Origin of the sequence: Collinsella sp. HCP3S3_E5, assembly GCF_052067635.1 — a bacterium.
Lineage (GTDB): Bacteria > Actinomycetota > Coriobacteriia > Coriobacteriales > Coriobacteriaceae > Collinsella.
Map to the genome: position 1 here is coordinate 107,525 of NZ_JBQHQF010000002.1, position 21,494 is coordinate 129,018.

The window sequence follows — 21,494 nt, forward strand, 5'->3', positions numbered from 1 at the left end:
GGACTTCCCGTCGCCCGCTCCACAAGATAGATGAATGGCTCTGCTTCCTTTTGGAAGCAGAGCATTTTCATATACATGCCGTGGACCCCACATCCCCTCCTAAGTTGCGGTGAAATACGGACTGTTTTCCGGCTTTTATGGCCCATGTAGTCCGTATTTCACCGCAACTTGCACCTGAGCTTCAGGTTGAGATTACTCGGCCAGGAAACGCCGGCTATTATCTGGCAGATTATGGTTGGCACGTGCCGTCGCTACTCGAGGCCTGCGATGCGCTGCTCGACGAGCGCGGTTTTCGCGGGTCGGCCAAGGCCGGCATCTCGGTGTTTGACGACGACTTTGGCCTGCATGCTCAGCAGGTGGCACCATCCGTCTGCTCGACAAACGCGACGTAGCCCGCAAGTCGATGTTCACCACGCATTCGCTCCCTTTGTCGATTCTGATCGAAGAAACCGAGCAATCGTGCGATGATATCTTCTTCATAGGGATTCAGCCGGGCGACATGGAGTTCTACAACCCCATGTCCCCGGAAGTCTTTGACGCCGTTGACGCCGTGTACGACGCCGTGGCCGCTAACGACTTTTCCCACTTTGTCCGCTTGGGACAGGAGCTGTAGCAGCGCTTGTCCCTGGTGATTAGGAAAGAAGTGATTGACATGGCAGATTCCAAGGTGGAGTACCCTGCCCCCGATTGCCTGGCGCCCGCCGCGATCGAGGCCAAGACCGAGGCCGCCGGCGTGACCAAGGCTAACCTGCCGGTCGATAAGGCCTTTCTGTTGGCAATGTTCGCCGGTGCGTTTATCGCCTTCGGCGGTCTGTTCTTTACGGTGTTTTTGAGCGACAGCACGCTGGGCTGGGGTGCCCAGCGCGTCGTGGGCGGCCTGTGCTTTTGCCTGGGCCTGGTGCTGGTGCTGGTGTGTGGCGCCGAGTTGTTCACCGGTAATTCACTTATGGTCTGCGCGCTCAAGAGCAAAAAGATCACCCTGGTCCAGATGCTCAAGGCTTGGGTCGTTGTATGGCTTGGCAACTTTGCCGGTGCCTTGTTCATCGTCTTTTTGGTGTACATGGCCGGCATTTACAAGCTCAACGGCGAGGCGGTCGCCAATTCCATGGTGAGTGTCGCCGCCGGCAAGGTGACGATCGACTGGCTGACGATCTTCTTCCGCGGCATCCTGTGTAACATCTTTGTGTGCCTGGCCGTGTGGATCGGTACCGCCGGCAAGACCGTGGTCGATAAGGTCGTGGGCATTCTGCTGCCCATCGCCGCCTTTGTGGCCTGCGGTTTTGAGCACTGCGTTGCCAATATGTACTTTTTGCCCATGGGTGCCGTAATGCACGCGTGCGGCTATGGTGCCGACGTCGCCGGCGCCGATGCGCTCAACGCCGCGGGCATTGCGTTTAACCTGTCCGCCGCCACGCTGGGCAACATCGTGGGCGGTGCGGTTCTGGTCGCGCTCGGCTACTGGTTTATCTACGCCAAGAAGTCTGAGGCGTAGGGTACCGTCTGTTTGACGTCGGACCTCCCGCGGGGCGTCGTCGTGCGAGGATAATAGCGATTGATTGACTCAGCCGATCGAATCGGCTGATAGTTTGACGTTCGAACGATTGATTCACCTTTGGTTTTGAAAGGCCACACATGAGCGATAGCCAGAACATGTCCGATGAGGTTCGCGCCCGCCTGCGCGCCATTCCCTCCGTCAACGAGCTGCTCGCCGAGTGGCCGGTAGTGAAGGCGGCGGGGGAGACCTGCGACGCGGTGGTGCATGCCGCCGTCACGGCCGAGCTCGACGAGGAACGCGCCGCCATTCGCGCCGGTGCCGCCCCGCGCTCTAAGCGCGACCTGGCCTCGGCGATCGAGTGGCGTGCGCACCGCTCCGCGCTGCCGAGCCTGCGCCCTGCCGTCAACGCCACGGGCGTGGTCATCCATACCAACTTGGGCCGCGCCCCGCTCGCGGAGTCGGCGGCAAAGGCCGTGGCCGAGGTTGCGCGCGGGTACAGTACGCTCGAGTACAGCGTGGACACCTGCTCGCGCGGGTCGCGCAAGGAACACGCCGCGCAGCTGATCCGCTCGCTCACCGGTGCCGAGGACGCGCTTGTGGTCAACAACAACGCCGCCGCGGTGCTGCTGGTGCTGGCGACCCATGCCGCAGGCAAGGAGGTCATCGTCAGCCGCGGCGAGCTTGTCGAGATCGGCGGCAGCTTTCGCATCCCCGATGTCATGGCGTCTTCGGGCGCCAAGCTCGTCGAGGTCGGCGCCACCAACCGCACGCACCTAGCAGATTATGAGCAAGCCATCACGCCCGATACGGCCATGATTTTCAAGGTCCATCCTTCCAACTATCGCATCGAGGGCTTTCACGAGGAGGTGAGCTCTCGGGAGCTTGCGGCGCTTGCTCACAAGCATGGCCTGCTGTTCTATGAGGACCAGGGGTCGGGCGCGCTCCTGCCCGATGACATCCTGGTGCGCGGTGGCGAGGAACCCACGCCGGCTTCGGTCGCGGCGGGGCTCGATATCGTGTCGTGCTCGGGCGATAAGCTGCTGGGCGCGGCGCAGGCTGGCATCATCATAGGCCGTCGCGATCTGGTCCAGGCCTGCGGCGCACATCCACTCATGCGCGCTCTGCGTCCGGGCAAACTGGCTCTGTCGGCGCTCGAGGCCACGCTGCGTATCTACATGGACGGCGCCGATGTTGCCCATCGCGATATTCCGGTGCTCAGCATGCTTACGCTGCCGCAGGCCCATTTGGAGCGACGTGCCCGCAAGCTGCGCGATCGTATGGTCGCCGGGCTCGATAAGGCCGGTTGCCCGTGCGCCGTTCAGGTGGAGATCGTCGAGGAATCGTCGACCCCCGGTGGCGGCTCGCTGCCTACCATGGAGCTGCCCACGATGTGCGTTGCCGTGCGTCTTGTTGACGCGCGCCTGACGGTCGATGCGCTCAAGCGCTCGCTTGTCCAGGACTTCGACACGCCGGTCGTCACGCGAACCTCGCACGATCGCATTTTGTTTGACGTTCGTACGCTCGTGGGCGACCGCGATATCGAGACGGCGGCGTCGACGCTTGCCGCATGCGTTGAGAAGGCGATTGCTCGATGAGTGAGGTCCAGGCTCTGGTGGAGTGTCCCGTTATCGTTGGCACGGCGGGCCACGTCGACCACGGTAAGTCGGCATTGATCGAGGCACTGACCGGCAAGAATCCCGACCGTCTGGAGGTTGAGCGTCGTCGAGGTATGACCGTTGAGCTTGGCTTTGGCGAGCTGGCGCTGCCGAGTGGCAAGATTGTCGGCCTGGTCGACGTGCCTGGCCATGCCCACTACCTGCGCGCCATGGTGCAGGGCGCCACGGGTATCGACGTAGCCGTGCTGGTGGTTTCGGCCGTCGAGGGCGTGATGCCGCAGACCCGCGAGCACGTGCATGTGCTGGAGCTGCTGGGCGTTACGCATATGGTGGTCGCGCTGACGATGTGCGACCTGGCCGATGCCGAGATGACCGAGCTTGCCGAGCTCGATGTCGATGACTTTTTGTCGGGTACCGTGTTTGCGGGCGCGCCGATTGTGCCCGTGTCGTCCAAGACGGGCGAGGGGATCGACGGGCTGCTTGCGGTGCTCGACGAGCAGGTAAGTGCCTGCTGGGATGCTTGCCGCGACCGTTCCGATCGGAGCGATGCCTCGTCTCGCCTGCCGATTGACCGCTGCTTTACGATCAAGGGTGTCGGCACCGTCGTTACGGGAACGCTGCACGATGCGCCGGTTGCGGTGGGCGACGAGCTGATGGCTTTGCCGTCGCGTACGGTCTGTCGTGTGCGCGGGATTCAGGTGCATGGCGATACGCCGCGCGCGCTGCCTGGGCAACGCGTGGCGCTCAACCTGGTCGGTGACGGTGTCGCGGCGCTTGACCGTGGTGAGATGCTGGGCGTGGAGGGTCGCTTTGGTCAGACGTTGCGCTTTATGATGACGTTTACCTACCTGGGCCGCGAGGGCGCCAAGCCGCGCGTGCTCGAGTCGGGCGCGCGCGTGCACGTGATGGCCGGCACGGCCGAGGTCATCGGCCGCGTCATGCTTTTAGAGGGCGAGGCCCCCATGGCGGTGGGCGAGACCCGTACCGTGCAGGTGCGCCTGGAGGAGCCATTGCCGCTGCGCGCCGGAGACCATGCCGTGGTGCTGTCGTATTCGCCCGTTATGCTCATCGGCGGCGGGCGTGTGCTGCTTTCGCGCTGCCGTCGCTCGCGCGAGCTTTCGGCGGGGGAGTGCACGTTGCTTGCAGCGATTGAGGCCGGAGATGTTTCGGGCGCGGTGGATGCGTGGCTGGCGCTGCAAGCGCTGCCGGTTGCGGCGGCTGATGTTGCCGAGGCGCTCGATCTTGTTGCCGGTGAGGTCGATGCCGCGCTGGGCGAGTTGGTGGCGCGAGGTGTTGTTTGCGAGCTTGCCGGCTCGGGCGGCACGTTGTATGCGAATGGCGCCGTGCTCGATGCCGCCATGGACGTGCTGGCGGCGACCCTGTCTGCCATGCACGCGGCGGCTCCCAAGGAGACGGGTTTTACGCCCGGCGCCGTTGCCCATGCTGCGTGGCCTGCCGCCGATGAAGGCGTTGCCGCGGCTCTGATTGCCGCGGGCTGCTCGCGTGGCGTGTGCGCCGCCGAGGGCACCGAGGTGTTCGACCCGCACTCCGCTGCTGCCGCGGCGCGTGTGGTGCGCGAGGCGTGTGAGCGCATTGTGGCGCTGCTCGACGGGGCCGGCCTCGATGCGCCGACGCTGCCCGAGGTGGGTGAGCAGCTGCAGCTCGATCGCAACACCATGACGCGCGCCCTGCGCGAGCTTTCGCTCAACCGCTCGATCGTTAAGGTCGAGCGCGACGTTGCCCTGTCCGCCATCTCGGAAGCCCATGCGCGCGAGCTTGTCGCCGCTGCCATTGAGGCAGCCGGCGGCGCTGCCACCACGAGCGTGCTGCGCGAGGCGCTGGGTGTGTCGCGCAAACGTGCCATCAGCATCTTGGAGCACCTGGATGCCGTGCGCTTTACGGTGCTCGACAAGGAAGCCGGTGGCCTGAGGTCCCTGCGCTAGACTGGCTGCTCGGTTTGGTAAAATACCGCCGCACTTGGGAACGGATGGGCTCCGGTGGGCTCCGCGGTCCTCAAAACCGTTGCGAGGCGTGCAAAACGTCTTGGATGTGTTCGATTCACATACGTTCCCGCCACACGCCACCAGCGCTTTTGTGCTCGCGGTCTTGCTGCGTGCCGCAAAGGCGCTGTTTTGTTTTTGTGCGGGTCCGCCGTGTCGTCTGTCTTGTCGCCGGTGTGCCCGGGCGCATCATGTGTCCCCAATGTGGTGGTTTGGAACATGTGGACGAAACAGCTTCGAAACACGCGATTTGTACGTCGGGTGCTCAAAAACGCTTCTACCTGCATCGTAATCAAAATGAAACATCTGCTCGTCGGCTTATGCGAAACTTTGCTGCAACAGTGCGATATTATCCATACACGATAAAGTTCGCGGCGCATAGGGTGCCGTGACCGACATTTTCGTTTCCCATCATTGGAGGAAGCATGAGCTACACGCAGAAAGTTCTCGAAGAGCTCAAGGCCCGCTATCCCGAGCAGCCTGAGTTCATCCAGGCCGCGACCGAGATCCTCGGCACCATCCAGCCGGCGCTCGACGCCCACCCCGAGTACGAGGAGGCCGCCCTGCTGGAGCGCCTCGTCGAGCCCGAGCGCATCGTCATGTTCCGTGTTCCCTGGGTCGACGATCAGGGCAAGGTTCAGGTCAACCGCGGTTACCGCGTCGAGTTCAACTCTGCCATTGGACCCTACAAGGGCGGCCTGCGCTTTAACCCGACGGTCACCCTGGGTATGCTCAAGTTCCTGGGTCTGGAGCAGATCCTCAAGAACAGCCTGACCACCCTTCCCATGGGCGGCGGCAAGGGCGGCTCCGACTTTGACCCCAAGGGCAAGTCCAACAACGAGATCATGCACTTCTGCCAGTCCTTCATGACCGAGCTCTATCGCCACATTGGCCCCAACACCGACGTTCCCGCCGGCGACCTGGGCGTTGGCGGCCGCGAGGTTGCCTACATGTTCGGTCAGTACAAGCGCCTGACCAACGAGTGGACCGGCGTCCTTACCGGCAAGGGCCTCTCCTTTGGCGGCTCGCTCGCCCGTACCGAGGCCACCGGTTACGGTCTGGTCTACTTTGTGGACGAGTACCTCAAGAGCCGCGGCGACTCCTTCGAGGGCAAGAACGTTGTCGTTCACGGCTCCGGTAACGTCGCTATCTACGCGGTCCAAAAGGTCGCCCAGCTCGGCGGCAAGGTGCTCGCCTGCTCCGATACCCACGGCTGGGTCGAGGATCCCGACGGCATCGACTACACCGTGCTCGAGCACGTCTACAACAAGAAGCGCTCCGGCCACGACAAGGGCGTCACGCTCGCCATGTATGTTGACGAGAAGCCCAACGCCGTGTGGTACGAGGGCGACGGCCGCGGCGTGTGGCAGCTGCCCTGCGACATCGCGCTGCCCTGCGCTCGCGAGAACACGCTGCTGCTCGAGGACGCCCAGGCGCTCGTCGCCAACGGCTGCAAGGTGGTCGGCGAGGGCGCGAACATGCCCACGACCATCGAGGCCACGACTTACTTCCAGGAGAACGGCGTCGCCTTTATGCCCGGTAAGGCTGCCAACGCCGGCGGCGTGCTCGTGTCCGGCCTGGAGATGAGCCAGAACGCCGAGCACCTGTCCTGGACCTTCGAGGAGGTCGACGGCAAGCTCGAGCAGCTCATGCGCGGCATGTTCCACAACGTGGACGACACCGCCAAGGAGTACGGCCAGGAGGGCAACTTTGTCATGGGCGCTAACATCGCCGGCTTCCTGAAGGTCGCCGACGCCATGCTCGCCCAGGGCGTCTGCTAAATCTTCGCTCGACATAGCATGTGATGAGGCTCCCAGCCATCAGGCTGGGAGCCTTTTTCTATGGTGGCGAGGGCTGTGCGCCCTCGTTTGGTACACTTAGAGGTACTGGACAAGTGAAGAGATGGGGGAGAACGTGCTCAAGTTCGGTACCTACGTTCGCGTTGGAAACGCGGCCGAAGCCTATGAGCTCTTACAGAAGAACCGCAACAACAAGATTGTGGGCGGCGGCATCTGGATGCGCCTGGGTTCGCGTCGCGTGGCGACGGCGATTGACCTTTCGGCCTGCGGACTCGATCAGATCGAGGAGACCGAGACCGAGTTTCGCATCGGTGCCATGTGCACCCTGCGCCAGCTCGAGCGCCATGCCGAGCTCAACGCGCTTGTCAACCATGTCTTTGAGTTCGCCGTCCACGATATCGTGGGCGTGCAGCTGCGCAACACCGCCACGGTGGGCGGCAGCATCTACGGTCGCTTTGGTTTCTCGGACGTGCTCTCGGCTTTTTTGGCGCTCGATTCGTACGTTGAGCTGACGGGTGCCGGCCGCGTGTCGCTCGCCGAGTTCGTGGATATGGGCTACGTGCGCGACGTGATCGAGCACGTGGTGGTCGTTAAGCACGATTACCGCGCAAGCTACGAGGCCGTGCGCAAGGCCGCGACCGACTTCCCCTCCTTAAACGTCACCGCTGCCTGGTGGGACAACGGCTGGCATGTCACCGTGGGCGCACGCCCGCTGCGCGCGACCCTGCTGCAGGGCGAGGCGTGCGGCCTGGTGAGCGAGCAGCCTTCCGAGGACGAGCTGCGCGCCCTGGCCGCGTCCGTACGCGCGCTGAGCTACGGCACCAACCTGTGGGGCTCGGCCGACTATCGCCGTTGCATCTCGGCGCCGCTGGCGATTCAGGCCGTGTGCCGCGCCGCCGGCATCGAGCTTTCGGCCTCGCTTGCCCGCGAGCTCGAGGGCGTGCAAGTGCCTAAGTTTGCCACGGACGAGTATTCCTGCCGCCGCGTGCCCGGCGTCGATTCTAGCGAGGTGCGCTAATGGCTGCCAAACTCATCGATCTTTCCTTTACGCTCAACGGCCGCAAGGTCAAGGTTCAGATTGCCCCCGACACCATGCTCTTTGCGCTGCTGCGCGAGCAGGGCTGCGCGTCGGTGCGCTGCGCCTGCGAGACTACTAACTGCGGCCTGTGCACGGTGTGGCTCGATGGCGACCCGGTGCTGAGCTGCTCGGTTCCCGCTGCGCGCGTCGAGGGCCGCTCCGTCACCACGCTCGAGGGCCTCAAGGCCGAGTCCGAGGCGCTCGCCCACGCAATGGCTGCCGAAGGTGCCGAGCAGTGCGGTTTTTGCGCCCCCGGCCTCATCATGAACGTGCTGGCGCTTGCCCGCGCCGCCAAGGAGGACCCGAGCCTCGTCGCCACGCGCGAGGAGTTGTCGCGCCAGCTCGCCGGCAACCTCTGCCGTTGCAGCGGCTACGAGAGCCAGCTGCGCGCCATCGTCCGCTTCCTTAACGAGTCCGGTGTGCAGGTGGGCTTTGAGATGCCCGAGCTTCCGGTCAACGACACCAGCTGCGATGGCGTCTCGTACAAGCAGATCACCCATAAGCAGCCCAAGAAGGACTCGAAGGCCCTGCTCGAGGGGCGTCCCGTCTACACAGGAGACCTGGTGCCCGCCGGCGCCCTTATCGTCAAGCTCAAGCGCAGCCCGTATGCCCGTGCCAAGATCCGCTCCATCGATACGTCGCGCGCCCTGAAGGTGCCCGGCGTGGTGGGCGTCTACACCTACGAGGACGTGCCCAAGCGCCGCTTTACCATCGCCGGCCAGAGCTATCCGCAGCCGAGCCCCTACGACCGCCTGATCCTCGAGAACCTGGTGCGCTACCAAAACGAGGAGGTGGCGATCGTCGCCGCCGAGACCGAGGAGGCCGCCGACAAGGCACTCAAGCTCATCAAGGTCGACTACGAGGTGCTCGAGCCTCTGCTCGACTTTACCCAGGCGCTCGATAACGACATCGTGGTCCACCCCGAGGGCGACGTGACCTTTATGTTCCCGCAGGGCGGCGACGTTGCTCGCAACCTGGTGTGCAGCGGTACCAGCGATTTTGGCGACCTGGACGAGGCCTTCGCCCAGAGCGACATCGTCATTGAGCGCACTTACACCAGCCAGGCCACGCAGACCGCGCCCATGGAGACCTTCCGTGCCTTCGCGACGACCGACGCGTTCGGCCGCATCTCGGTGACCACCTCCACGCAGGTGCCCTTCCATGTGCGCCGCATGGTCGCGCAGTCGCTCGACATTCCGCAGTCGCAGGTGCAGGTTATTAAGCCGCGCATCGGCGGCGGCTTTGGCTCCAAGCAGACGGGCTGCTGCGAGATCTTCGTGGCGTTCGTGACGCAGCAGACCGGCCGTCCGAGCTATTGCTGCTACACCCGCGAGGAGACCATCACCGCGGGCAACTCGCGTCACCAGATGCAGATGACCGTCAAGCTGGGCGCCAGGAAAGACGGCACCATCACGGCCATCGACCTGCACACGTTGTCCAACGCCGGCGCGTATGGCGAACATGCCACCACGACGATCGGCCTCTCGGGCCACAAGAGCCTGCCCATCTACAACCACGTGAAGGCGAGCCGCTTTAGGTGGGACGCCGTCTACACCAACACCAACCGCGGCGGTGCGTATCGCGGCTACGGCGCCACCCAGGGCCAGTTTGCCGTGGAGAGCGCCGTCAACGAGCTCGCCGACATGCTGCACATGGATCCCGCCGACCTGCGTCTTAAGAACATCGTGCGCGAGGGCGAGATTATGCCGCAGTACTACAACGAAAAGCTCAACGCCTGCGCGCTCGACCGCTGCCTGCTGCGTGCGATGGACATGATCGGCTGGCGCGACAAGCCGCTGGCCGTGGACCTGGGCGACCGCGTGCGCGCTTTGGGCTGCGCGCTCACCATGCAGGGCTCGGGCATCTCCAACGTGGATATCGGCGGCATCGACATGCGCCTGGAAGAGGACGGCTTCATTACCATCGGCACCGGCGCCACCGATAACGGCATGGGTGTCGACACGATCCTGGCGCAGATTGCCGCCGAGGAGCTGGGCGTGGAGAGCTCGCTTATCGTGGTGCGCGGCGTGGACACCGACGTCTCGCCGTTCGATGCCGGCTCGTACGCGAGCTCGGGCACGTACGTGACGGGCCTGGCAGCCAAGAATGCCGCGACCGAGCTGCGCGAGAAGATCTGCGCCAAGGCCGCCCAGATGTGGGACGTGGACGCCGCCGACGTGGTCTTCGACGGCCAGTACGTGCGTCTGTCTGACGAGCGCGCCGCTCGCGAGTGCGGCCGCTACCTCACGCTGCGCGACTTTGCCAACCTGTGCGTCAAGAACATCGCGGGCGGCGACGCGCTCACCTCGCATGCTTCTGCCTGCCTGCCCGTTTCGCCTCCGCCGTTTATGGCCGGCATTGCCGAGGTCGAGGTCGACAAGGCCACCGGCAAGGTGACTGTGGTGGACTATGCGGCGGCTGTGGACTGCGGCACCGTGATCAACGAGGCGCTCGCGCGCGTCCAGGCCGAGGGCGGCATTGCCCAGGGCATCGGTCACGCGCTCTACGAGATTGTCGAGCACGACGACCGCGGCCGCCTGCGCACCGGTAACTTTATGAGCTACAAGCTGCCCACGCGCCTGGATATTGGCAGCATTCGCGTGGCCTTTGAGCCGAGCTACGAGCCGACGGGCCCGTTTGGCGCCAAGTCGATCGGCGAGGTCGTCATCAACACACCGCTCGCCGCCGTTGCCTCGGCCGTGGCGCACGCCACCGGCCACCAGGTTCGCTCGCTGCCGATCACGCCCGAGAAGGCCCTGCTGGGGGAGTAGGCGAGGCGCGGCGGCCGCCGCTCTTTGGCAAGCCCGAGGAAACCGCAGCCCACTTTTCAACCGAACTGTGGGCTGCGGGAGATAGCCGATGGGGGTAGCTAATTTGGGACGGGGCTTTTTTAGCTACCCCCACAAGCGGGGTAGCTAAAAAAGCCCCGTCCCAAATTAGCTACCCTGTTCCGCTGTAACTCGTGGTGAGGTCGTGGGCCTAAAAAGGTGTGCGTGCGCTTGCCGTTCGTATCTGCTATCATTCCTAATCTGTGCGCTCATGCGGGCGTGGCGGAATTGGTAGACGCGCCAGATTTAGGTTCTGGTGGGATTCCCGTGAAGGTTCGAGTCCTTTCGCCCGCACCAACGCACCTGCGTCGGCCTCGGCCGTCGCGACACTTTGTTGCATAAAGGTACCAGCACCTCAGATAAGCTGGGCAGTATGAGGAGGAACGTGTTGAACATCACCGCTTCTGACGTCAAGGACGCCAAGCTCACCGCTACGGTCACCATCCCGGCCGCCGACGTCGACGCCGCGATCAAGAAGGCCTACAAGGACACCGCCAAGAAGTACCGCTTCCCGGGCTTCCGTGCCGGCAAGGCTCCCCGTCCGGTCATCGACGCTGCTCTTGGCGCCGAGGCCACCCTCGCTCAGGCCACCAACGATCTGATCGCCGCCAACGAGCCCGCCGTCCTCAACGAGCTGGACATCGTCCCCACCAAGAACGGTGACTACAAGGAGCTCGACCTCGCCAAGGATCACGAGGACTACACCTACACCGTCGAGTTCTCCCTGCGTCCTGCTGCCGAGCTCTCCTCCTACGACGCCGTCGAGATCGAGATGCCTCCCGCGGAGGTTACCGAGTCCGAGATCAACAACCAGGTCGAGATGCTCCTCAACTACCGTGCCACCTTCGAGGACGTCGAGGATCGTGCCGTCGAGGCCGAGGACTACGTTACCGTCGACCTCAAGGCCGTCGAGAACGCCGACAACTTCGCTGCCGAGGGCCGCATGCTCATTGCCGGTAGCGACAGCAACCCCAAGGAGTTCAACGAGGCTCTGATCGGTGCTAACGTCGACGACGTCAAGACCGTCACCTGGACCGACGAGGTCGAGGATGGCGAGGAGGCCGAGACCCACACCGTCGAGGTCACCGTCAAGGGCATCAAGGTCCGCAACACCCCCGAGCTCACCGACGAGCTCGTCAAGTCCGACTTTGGCTTCGACAGCATCGACGCTATGCGCGACGCCATCAAGCTCGAGATCGAGCAGGACAAGGCTTCCCGCCTTCCGGCCGAGAAGGAGAACCGTTGCGTCGCCGCTCTCGCCGAGCGTCTGCAGCTCGAGGAGATGGACGCCGACTACGAGCAGTCTGTCTTTGAGGAGCTTGGCCAGAACTTCCTGTCCAACCTCGCTGCCCGCGGCATGACGCTGGACACCTGGCTGCCCGCTTCCGGCCTGACCATGGAGCAGTTCATCGGCGACCTGCACAAGCAGGCCAACGACGTTGCCCGCGAGTCCCTGGCGCTCGACGCCCTCGCCCGTGAGCTCAAGATCGAGGTCACCGAGGACGACGTCAACGCCGAGTTCGAGAAGGCCGGCGTCAAGGACGTCGAGGCTTCCAAGGCCGAGTTCATCGCCGATGGACGCATGCCTGCCGTTCGCGAGTCCATCCGTCGCTCCAAGGCCGTCGACCACCTGGTCGAGAACGCCAAGGTGACCGAGGTCGACGAGACCGCCAAGGACGCCGAGTAATTCTCGCCACCTTTCCCGCGAGCGCATGCAGGCGCCCGTGATGGGGTAAAGTTATAAACCGGTTATTCGGTTGCTTCGTACGGTGCCAGCCAATGCATAGCATGCGGGCACCGTACGTTTATCTAGAACCAATTTGGTCCGCAAGAGAGAAATGGAGATGCGTATGATCGCTAAGTTCGATTCCGCCCTCGTGCCATACGTTATCGAGCAGACGCCGCGCGGCGAGCGCAGCTACGATATCTATTCGCGCCTGCTCAACGACCGCATCATCTTCTTGGGCGAGGAGATCAACTCCGTCAGCGCCAACCTGGTCGTTGCCCAGCTGCTGCATCTTGAGAGCCAGGATGCCGAGAAGGATATCTCGCTCTACATCAATTCGCCCGGTGGCGAGGTCTACTCCGGCCTGGCGATTCTGGACACCATGAACTTTATCAAGCCGCAGGTCTCCACCATTTGCGTCGGTATGGCCGCGTCTATGGCCGCCGTGCTGCTTTCGGCCGGCGCCAAGGGCAAGCGCTTCTGCCTGCCGCACTCCAAGGTCATGATTCACCAGCCCAGTGGCGGTGCCCAGGGTCAGCAGACCGAGATCGAGATCGTGGCCGAGGAGATCAAGAAGACCCGTCGCGAGCTCAACCAGATCTTGTCCGACGCCTCGGGCCAGCCGATCGAGAAGGTCCAGGCCGATACCGAGCGCGACAACTACCTGACCGCTGCCGAGGCCCTCGACTATGGCCTGATCGACCGTATCGTTACCTCGCGCGATCTTGCCGCGAAGGACGTCTAGGATGGCCGGTAACATGCAGGACAACTTTGACGAGAACGGCAACCCCATCCGCTGCTCCTTCTGCGGAAAAGAGCAGGGTCAGGTGCGCCGCCTTGTAAAGGGCCCTACCAACATCTTTATCTGCGACGAGTGCGTTGCCGCCTGCTCCGAGATCTTGGAGGAGTCGCTGGCTTCGGACTTTATGGATGCCGCCTGCAACGGCAAGCTGCCGGGCTTCCTCAACGACCACGGTCAGGCTGCCGGGCAGCCTGCCATGGATCCCGAGCCCGAGGGCTTTGAGCTCGAGGACGACGTACGTCAGGTCATCACGCACGTGCCGACCCCGCACGAGATCTATGACGAGCTTTCGGCCTATGTCATGGGTCAGGAAGACGCCAAGCGCGCCATGTCGGTTGCCGTGTACAACCACTACCGTCGCGTGATCGAGGGCGGCGCCGCGCTTTCGGCCTTTGACGAGGCCTCGGGTGCGGGTTCGCGGCTCGACGACGATATGGACGAGGTGGAGCTCGCCAAGTCCAACATCTTGCTGCTCGGTCCCACCGGTACCGGTAAGACCTTGCTCGCCCAGACGCTCGCGCGCATCCTCGAGGTGCCGTTTGCCATCGCCGACGCCACCGCACTCACCGAGGCCGGTTACGTGGGCGAGGACGTGGAGAACATCCTGCTCAAGCTCATCAATGCTGCCGATGGCGATATCGAGCGTGCGCAGGTCGGTATCATCTACGTGGACGAGATCGACAAGATCGCCCGCAAGGCCGAGAACCTCTCCATTACCCGCGACGTTTCGGGCGAGGGCGTTCAGCAGGCGCTGCTTAAGATCCTTGAGGGCACGGTGGCAAGCGTTCCGCCCACCGGCGGCCGCAAGCACCCCCAGCAGGAGCTGCTGCAGATCGACACGACCAATATCTTGTTTATCTGCGGCGGTGCCTTTGTGGGTCTGGACAAGATTATCGCTGATCGCGTGGGCAACAAGGGCGTGGGCTTTAACTCCGAGATCGCCGGCCCCACCTCGGTCGACGAGAACGACCTGCTGCGTCAGGTGCTCCCGCAGGACCTCAACGCCTTTGGTATGATCCCCGAGTTTGTGGGACGTACGCCCGTCGTCACCCAGACACAGGCGCTCGACGAGGACGACCTGGTGTCGATCCTGACCGAGCCAAAGAACGCCGTTGTGCGTCAGTACCGCAAGATGTTCCAGCTCGAGGACGTTGAACTTGAGTTTGAGGACGCCGCCCTGCACGAGATTGCCCGCATGGCGCTTGCCCGCAAGACCGGCGCCCGCGGCCTGCGCTCCATCTGCGAGGACGTGCTGCAGCAGACGATGTTCGACCTGCCGAGCGAGGAAGGAGTCGCCAAGGTCATCGTGACCGAAGCCTCCGTAAAGGGCACCGAACAGCCCCAGCGCATCTACGGGTAAACCTGCCAAAAAGGGACAGGTTTATTTTGGCAGGTTTTATCAGGGAGAATGACGTTTGCCCATATAAAACCGACCAAAATAAACCTGTCCCTAAATGGTAGGTTTCGCAAATGTGAATTTGAATAGCCTCCGACCACCCGCGGTCGGAGGCTATTTTATATATACGCAATAACCCCAACTACCTGTGTTATTCTGTGTGTTTGTTTAAGCCTCAGCGAAGTCGTATCAGACTGAAGTAATCGATACCTAAGGGGAGGAATGCAGACCCTGGCGGGCCTACATTCCTCCCCGGTGGGACGGGAGAGATATATGGAAGAGATGCCCAAAAACTACGATCCGTCGACCAACGAGCCGGCGATCCTGCAGAAGTGGCTCGACGGCGGCTACTACAAGCGCCGTGAGGGCGTGGGCGACTGCACTGTCACCATTCCGCCTCCCAACGTGACCGGCAAGCTCCACATGGGTCACGCCACCGACGACTCCATCCAGGATGCCATCATCCGCATGGCCCGCATGCGCGGCAGATCTACCCGCTGGGTGCTCGGTACCGACCACGCCGGTATCGCCACGCAGACCAAGGTCGACAAGAAGCTCAAGAGCGAGGGCATCAGCCGCCTGGAGATCGGCCGCGATAAGTTTGTCGACGCCTGCTGGGATTGGACCCACGAGTACGGCGGCATCATCGTCGAGCAGATCAAGCGTATGGGCTGCTCCGTCGACTTTGATAACGAGCGCTTTACCATGGACGAGGACTACGCCCAGGCCGTGCGCAAGGTGTTCTGCGACTGGTACCACGACGGCCTGATCTACCGTGGCAAGCGCATCGTCAACTGGTGCCCCAACTGCACCACCGCCATCTCGGACGACGAGGCCGAGTACAAGGACGAGAAGGGTCACCTGTGGCACCTGCGCTACCCGCTGACCGAGCCGGTCAACGGCCAGGACTACATCGTCGTCGCCACTACGCGCCCCGAGACCATGCTCGGCGACACGGGCGTGGCCGTCTCCCCGAAGGACCCCGAGAAGGCCGCCTTTGTGGGTAAGACCGTCAAGCTCCCCATCGTCGACCGCGAGATCCCCATCTTTGAGGATTGGCATGTCGACGCCAACTTTGGCTCCGGCTTTGTCAAGGTCACCCCGGCCCACGACCCCAACGACTACGCCATGGGTCAGGCCCACGACTTGCCGCAGATCAACATCTTTGACGAGCATGCGGTGGTCGTCGAGGGCTACGGCGAGTTTACCGGCATGACCCGCGAGGAGTGCCGCGAGGCCGTCATCAAGTGGTTTGAGGAGCACGACCTGCTCGATCACGTCGAGGATCACGATCACTCCGTCATGCACTGCTACCGTTGCGACTCCGCACTGGAGCCGTGGCTGTCCGAGCAGTGGTTTGTGGCCGTCGACAAGCTCAAGGGGCCGGCGCTCGACGCCGTCAACTCCGGCAAGGTGACCTTCCACCCCGCGCGTTGGACGCAGACCTATACCACCTGGATGGAGAACCTCAAGGACTGGTGCATCAGCCGCCAGCTGTGGTGGGGCCACCGTATTCCCGTGTTCTACTGCGAGGACTGCGGCTGGGAGGATGCCCTTACCGAGGATACCGACGTGTGCCCTAAGTGCGGCGGTCATCACGTGCATCAGGACGAGAACGTGCTGGACACCTGGTTCAGCTCGCAGCTGTGGACTTTCGCCACGCAGGGCTGGCCCCAGAAGCCGGAGCTGCTCGAGGGACATCACCCCACGACGGCGCTCGTCACCGCGCGCGACATCATCGCGCTGTGGGTCGCCCGCATGGTCATGAGCTCGCTGTACTTCCTGGACGAGGTGCCGTTTAAGGACGTCGTCATCTACCCGACGATTCTTGCCAAAGACGGCAGCCGCATGTCCAAGTCCAAGGGCAACGGCGTTGACCCCATGGACCTCATTGGCATGTACGGTGCTGACGCCATGCGTTACAACCTGCTGACGCTCTGCACCAACAACCAGGACGTCAAGTTTGACGCGAACATCGATAAGAAGACCAAGAAGCTTATCGACAGCCCGCGTACCGAGCAGGCCAAGTCGTTTGTGACCAAGATCTGGAACGCCAGCCGCTTCCTGCTTATGAACATGGAGGGCTACACGCCCGGCGAGCCTGTCGTAGAGACGCCGGCCGACGCCTGGATGTTCAGCCGTCTGGCCAAGGCCGTCAAGATGGTCACAGAGGGCATCGAGAACTACACCTTTGGCGACATGGCCCGCGGCGTTCAGCAGTTCTTCTGGAACGAGGTCTGCGACTGGTACGTCGAAGTCACCAAGGCGCGCCTGAAGGGCGAGGGCCGTCTGCAGGCGCAGCGAAACCTGATCTTTGTGCTCGATACCTCTATTCGCCTGATGCACCCGCTCATGCCGTTTGTCACCGAGGAGATCTGGGACAACATGCCGGCGAGCGTGCTCGACCTGGACGCCGAGGGCAACGTGGACCGCGCCGAGGCGCTCATGATTGCCAAGTGGCCCGAGCCCGCCGACTATGTCAAGTATGTCGACGAGGACGCCGAGCGCGCGTTTGAGCTGTGTCGCACCGTCGTTTCTGCCGCCCGCGCCACGCGTTCGCGTTATCGCTTGAGCCCCAAGGCCGAGCTCGACGTGGTCGTGCGTGCCGGTGCCGAGGACATCGAGAAGCTCGAGAGCCTGCGCTCGACCATCGAGCCGCTGGCCAATACCGCCTCGCTGGTCATGGGTACCGATGTTGAGAAGCCGGCCGCGAGCATCGCCGTGGTCGACAGCGGCGTCGAGGTCTTTGTGGTGCTCGAGGGCAAGGTTGACCTTTCGGCCGAGAAGGCACGTCTGGAGAAGGAGATTGCCGCGGCCCAGAAGGAGCTCGCCGGCTGCGAGAAGACGCTCGCCAACGAGGGCTTTGTGGCCAAGGCCGCGCCCGCGGTGGTCCAGAAGAAGAGGGACCGTGCAGCTGAGCTCAAGGAGATCCTGGAGGCGCTGACTGCTCAGGTTGCTGACTTCTCGTAGGGCTTACTGAGGGGCGCGTCCCGATGCTTTGCTCTCCGCTGCGGACACCTATTCCGCCGTTCTAACGAACGGCGGCTGACTCGACGCTGCAAACGCCTCTGATGGCCAATCTGCCGTTCAACTTCGGGCGCATGGGCATAAGCCCTATGCGCCCTTGTTTCACGGCACCTTGGCTCATCAGAGGCGTTTTCGCTGACTATCCTCAACCTATACTGTTTTATTATTCTATGAATGGCGGTTCTGAAAATGCCCAAGCGTTCTGGCTTGTATACCGTTCCTTTTGAGTTTGATTTGCTTTCGTTTAGTGAGGCTGTGGGGCTTGCTGCCGATACGGGGCGGATTTCTGGGGATGCTGGTCCTCTGCTCGAGACGGTTGTCGATATGCTCGATGAGCTGGGGCGGCCGGACGAGTACTTTGATTGCATTCAGGTTGCCGGTACCAATGGCAAGACTTCGACCACGCGTTTTTCGGCTGCTATCCTTCGCGGCGAGGGGCTCAAGGCTGCGCTTTATACGTCGCCGCAGCTTGTTCGCTATCCCGAGCGCATGGAGGTCGATGGGCAAGTCGTGAGCGATGAGGCGTTTGCCCGTGGCGTTTCTGCTGCTGTTGAGGCGGGGCATCGAGTGAATGCGCGCCGCGTGGTGGCGGGGGAGCGTGCCTATACCATCACGCCGTTTGATCTGCTGACGGCCGCCGCGCTTGTGGTGTTTGCCGAGGCTCGCGTGGATGTCGCCGTGCTCGAGGTCGGCATGGGCGGTCGCTGGGACGCCACGAGCGCGACCGATCCCGTTGCCGTTGCCATCACGGGCATCGGACTCGATCACACGCGCATTCTGGGCGATACGCTCGAGGCGATTGCGGGGGAGAAGGCCGCCGTCATTAAGCCCGGACGCCTGGTTGTGCTGGGCGAGGGCACGCATGAGCCGAGCGTTCAGCGCGTTATGGACACCCGTTGTCGCGAGTGTGGTGTGGTGCCGCTGGTGGTGAGCCACGCCACGACCAAGGTGCCGGCGCATGTGGGCGATACGGTTGAGTTTAGCTGCACCACGCCGCGTGCGATTTATACGTCGGGCATGGTTAAGCCGGCGTATCAGCCGCAGAATGCCGCGTGCGCGATTATGCTCTGCGAGGGGTATCTGGGTCGCGAGCTCGACCACGAGGCGCTTGATGCTTCGCTTATGGGCTGCCCTACGCCGGGCCGTTTTGATGTGTTGGGAACCGACCCGCTCAAGCTGATCGACGCCTGCCATAACCCCCAGAGCTGCGAGAACTTTGTGAGCGCCTTGGACGAGATCGATCCGTGCGTAGAGAATCGCCCCACGTTGCTGTGCGCCGCGCTGGCAGACAAGGACGTGGCGGGTATCGTCGACGTGCTGATCCCGGCCTTCCCGCGCGTGGTCGTCACACAGACCGATTCCGATCGCGCCCTGCCGGCGGAGGAGCTTGCTGCCCTGGTGGACTCCGATAAGCTCGCAGGCGTGTACCCCAGCGTGTCCGAGGCCCTCGCAGCCTTTGAGGCCGCAGGCGAGCCCTTCGTAGCAGCAGGTACCATCACCCTGGCCGGCGAAGTTGCCGGTCTGCTCCGCTAGATCCCTTCCGCAGGGTATCTAGTTTGCCTGCTCTCCACGAAATGGGCCTATCTACTACGTTTGACCGGCTACCCTCAACCATGCCGAGAATCGCAAAACCAAAACCGCAGGTAGAAGGCTTGTAAATTTTCAAAAAATACCCGCATGGTCGCCCCATGCAGGTTAAACGTAGTAGATAGGCCCATTTCGTGGCGGCATTCATGTGATGCGGCAAAGGGGCTGTCCCTTTGCCGCATTGCCTAGTCTAGGCGGACCGGATCGTGGGGGTAGGCGTTGAGGATCTCGACGCCGCTCTCGGTGACCAGGGCAAGGTCCTCGATGCGGACGCCGGTGCGGCCGGGGAGGTAGATGCCCGGCTCGATGGAAAACGTCATGCCCGGCTCCACGACCTGCTCGTTGACGAGCGAGACGTCACCCGGCTCGTGGTCTTGCAGGCCGATCGAGTGTCCCAGACGGTGCGTAAAGTACTTGCCATAACCCGCGTCCTCAATCACGTCGCGCGCGGCACGGTCCAGGTCGCACATGCGCACGCCCGGGGCGATGAGCGCCTCGGCGGCCTCGTTGGCGCGGCGCACGATGTCGTAGATGCGTGCCGTCTCCTCGTCCGGCTCGCCCCAAAAGAACGTGCGCGTCATGTCCGAGCAATAGTTGCGGCGACGTCCGCCAATATCGAACAGCACCACGTCGCCACGCTTGAGTACCGTATCGTCTGGCTCGTGGTGTGGGTCGCCGGCGTTGGCGCCAAAGCTCACGATGGGCGGAAAGCTAAAGCCCTCGCAATCGTGCTTGCGATACAGGCCAAGCATCTGGTCGGCGATCTCGCGCTCCGTCACGCCTTCGTGGACGAGCTCGATCGCGTCGGCCATCACGGCGTCGTTAGCGGCCGAGGACACGCGCATAAGCTCCTGCTCGGCGGCGTCTTTGTAGGTTCGCGCGGCGGTCACGGCAAAATCGCCTAGGAAGAATTCGCTCGCGGCATGGCGCTCCATGAGGGGCATCAAGAAGCCGGAGCGCATGACGGTGTCGATGCCGAGCGGTTTGGTCGGATCAACCTCGCGAGCGATGGCGTCGGCCACGACGTCGGTATCGGTGTGGTACGCGACGCGGGCATTGTCATACTCGGGCAGCTGATGCAGCGCGTTGACCAAGATCACGGGCTCGCTACCGCGTGCGAGCAGTACGCCGCAAAAACGCTCGAACATATCGGCATAAAAGCCGGTCAGGTAATAAATCGACCACGGGTCGTTTACGAGCAGCTGCGCGCCGGGGTGCTGAGCCTCGAGCGCATCGAGCACGCGTGCCACGCGCTGGTCATCGACATGTGCCATACATCGTCCTTTCGTTAGGTTGCCACCATGGTATCCCCAATGCCAGGGTAGTCAATTTGGGACGGGGCTATTTTAGCTGCGTCAAACATGCGAGCTGATAGGTAAAAGTAGTCAATATGGTCCCGTCCCAAATGGGCTGGTTTCAAAACTATGGCGGATTACGGGGCTGGACCTGTATTACTTGACCATGGGAAAAATAGCGAAATTAAAACCGCAGGTAGAAGGCTTATCAAAAATCGAAAATTGCCGGTATGGATGGGGGTCTCCGAATCAGCCCCGTAATCCGGCATAGTTTTGAAATGGCACTAAAGTAGGCACAAGCTAAATACCGATCCCAAGGCAAGTTGCGGTGGAATAGTTCCTTGATGCCGGGGTTTTGGCGGAAATCGGGAATTATTTCACCGCAATTGAGGAGGGGCGGGGCGGATGCGGGGTAGCTAAAAGAGCGCCGTCCCAAACGAGCTGCTTAGGCCGGGTCGATGTCCATGCTGGCGATGAGGTCGGTACCGGTGTCTAGGAGGTTGGGGAGGACTACATCGCCCATGCGGATGGGGGCTTTGACCACTAGGCCGCGGATGAGGTCCATGGTCTGGGCATGGAGTTCGAGCGGGATGGCTTCGGCCGTGCGCACGGGCAGCAGTGCCTCGTCGCCGCCTGATACCGCCACGGTGGTAGTGAGGACGCGCATGGGGCAGGTGAGCTCCTGATGTGCGAACTTATCGCCGCGCGGGCAGCTGTTGCCGGTCACGGCGCGCACCGTCGCCACGCGGTCGTCGGCCCCGCGCTCCACTTCCACCGTAAGGAGGCACTCGGATGGGCAGGTGGTGCAGTTGAACTGCAGCGTTTCGGTCACATTCGTGCTCATG

15 protein-coding genes and 2 tRNA genes are annotated in these 21,494 nt (G+C 62.8%); 15 read left to right on the forward strand and 2 right to left on the reverse strand.

The genetic code is table 11. The annotated features are described in order from the left end of the window. The first annotated feature begins 242 nt into the window (after positions 1 to 242). The 15 genes from ACTM82_RS01200 (at position 243) to ACTM82_RS01270 (ending at position 19,300) form a co-directional block, all read left to right on the forward strand. Positions 243 to 392 carry a hypothetical protein gene (locus tag ACTM82_RS01200; protein WP_441053890.1) on the forward strand — a complete coding sequence of 50 codons (150 nt, stop codon included), beginning with the start codon at positions 243 to 245 and terminating at the stop codon, positions 390 to 392. An 11-nt stretch (positions 393 to 403) separates the two neighbouring features. Further along, complete coding sequence (locus tag ACTM82_RS01205; protein ID WP_441053889.1) at positions 404 to 613, forward strand: hypothetical protein; 210 nt, start codon at positions 404 to 406, stop codon at positions 611 to 613. Between the two features lie 39 nt (positions 614 to 652). Then, a complete protein-coding gene (locus tag ACTM82_RS01210; protein ID WP_427795778.1) occupies positions 653 to 1,492 on the forward strand; it encodes a formate/nitrite transporter family protein in 840 nt (279 codons plus the stop codon). Positions 1,493 to 1,632: 140 nt separating this feature from the next. Further along, positions 1,633 to 3,090, forward strand: coding sequence for an L-seryl-tRNA(Sec) selenium transferase (gene selA, locus ACTM82_RS01215; RefSeq protein WP_441053886.1), 1,458 nt, complete (start codon positions 1,633 to 1,635; stop codon positions 3,088 to 3,090). Next, entirely contained in the window at positions 3,087 to 5,054 is a 1,968-nt protein-coding gene (gene selB / locus ACTM82_RS01220; protein WP_441053885.1) for a selenocysteine-specific translation elongation factor, read from the forward strand. The genes selA and selB overlap by 4 nt, the downstream gene beginning before the upstream one ends. 36 nt (positions 5,055 to 5,090) lie before the next feature. Beyond that, a tRNA-Sec gene (locus ACTM82_RS01225) sits at positions 5,091 to 5,187 on the forward strand. Between the two features lie 349 nt (positions 5,188 to 5,536). After that, entirely contained in the window at positions 5,537 to 6,892 is a 1,356-nt protein-coding gene (gene gdhA / locus ACTM82_RS01230) for an NADP-specific glutamate dehydrogenase (RefSeq protein WP_441053883.1), read from the forward strand. A 133-nt stretch (positions 6,893 to 7,025) separates the two neighbouring features. Continuing rightward, positions 7,026 to 7,928, forward strand: a complete 903-nt coding sequence (locus tag ACTM82_RS01235) for an FAD binding domain-containing protein (RefSeq protein ID WP_441053882.1) — start codon at positions 7,026 to 7,028, stop codon at positions 7,926 to 7,928. After that, a complete protein-coding gene (locus ACTM82_RS01240) occupies positions 7,928 to 10,759 on the forward strand; it encodes a molybdopterin-dependent oxidoreductase (protein WP_441053880.1) in 2,832 nt (943 codons plus the stop codon). The genes ACTM82_RS01235 and ACTM82_RS01240 overlap by 1 nt, the downstream gene beginning before the upstream one ends. Before the next feature lie 270 nt (positions 10,760 to 11,029). Beyond that, positions 11,030 to 11,113: transfer RNA gene (locus tag ACTM82_RS01245), tRNA-Leu, on the forward strand. Positions 11,114 to 11,201: 88 nt separating this feature from the next. Next, a complete protein-coding gene (tig, locus tag ACTM82_RS01250) occupies positions 11,202 to 12,503 on the forward strand; it encodes a trigger factor (protein ID WP_370450562.1) in 1,302 nt (433 codons plus the stop codon). 163 nt (positions 12,504 to 12,666) lie between these two features. Further along, positions 12,667 to 13,287 (forward strand): ATP-dependent Clp protease proteolytic subunit, encoded by a 621-nt coding sequence (locus ACTM82_RS01255; protein WP_148346018.1) that lies wholly within the window; start codon positions 12,667 to 12,669, stop codon positions 13,285 to 13,287. A 1-nt stretch (position 13,288) separates the two neighbouring features. Beyond that, positions 13,289 to 14,704 (forward strand): ATP-dependent Clp protease ATP-binding subunit ClpX, encoded by a 1,416-nt coding sequence (gene clpX, locus ACTM82_RS01260; protein WP_427794736.1) that lies wholly within the window; start codon positions 13,289 to 13,291, stop codon positions 14,702 to 14,704. 309 nt (positions 14,705 to 15,013) lie between these two features. Then, positions 15,014 to 17,710, forward strand: coding sequence for a valine--tRNA ligase (locus ACTM82_RS01265; protein WP_441053877.1), 2,697 nt, complete (start codon positions 15,014 to 15,016; stop codon positions 17,708 to 17,710). 231 nt (positions 17,711 to 17,941) lie between these two features. Beyond that, positions 17,942 to 19,300: a bifunctional folylpolyglutamate synthase/dihydrofolate synthase gene (locus ACTM82_RS01270; RefSeq protein WP_441053876.1), complete on the forward strand. Its 1,359-nt coding sequence runs from the start codon at positions 17,942 to 17,944 to the stop codon at positions 19,298 to 19,300. Positions 19,301 to 19,539: 239 nt separating this feature from the next. Here ACTM82_RS01270 and ACTM82_RS01275 read toward each other — a convergent pair whose 3' ends face one another. Then, the gene (locus tag ACTM82_RS01275; protein ID WP_441031795.1) at positions 19,540 to 20,628 is read right to left on the reverse strand and encodes a M24 family metallopeptidase; all 1,089 of its coding nucleotides are present in this window, start codon (positions 20,626 to 20,628) and stop codon (positions 19,540 to 19,542) included. Positions 20,629 to 21,094: 466 nt separating this feature from the next. Beyond that, positions 21,095 to 21,493 (reverse strand): DUF1667 domain-containing protein, encoded by a 399-nt coding sequence (locus ACTM82_RS01280; RefSeq protein ID WP_441053874.1) that lies wholly within the window; start codon positions 21,491 to 21,493, stop codon positions 21,095 to 21,097. Position 21,494: the final 1 nt, after the last annotated feature.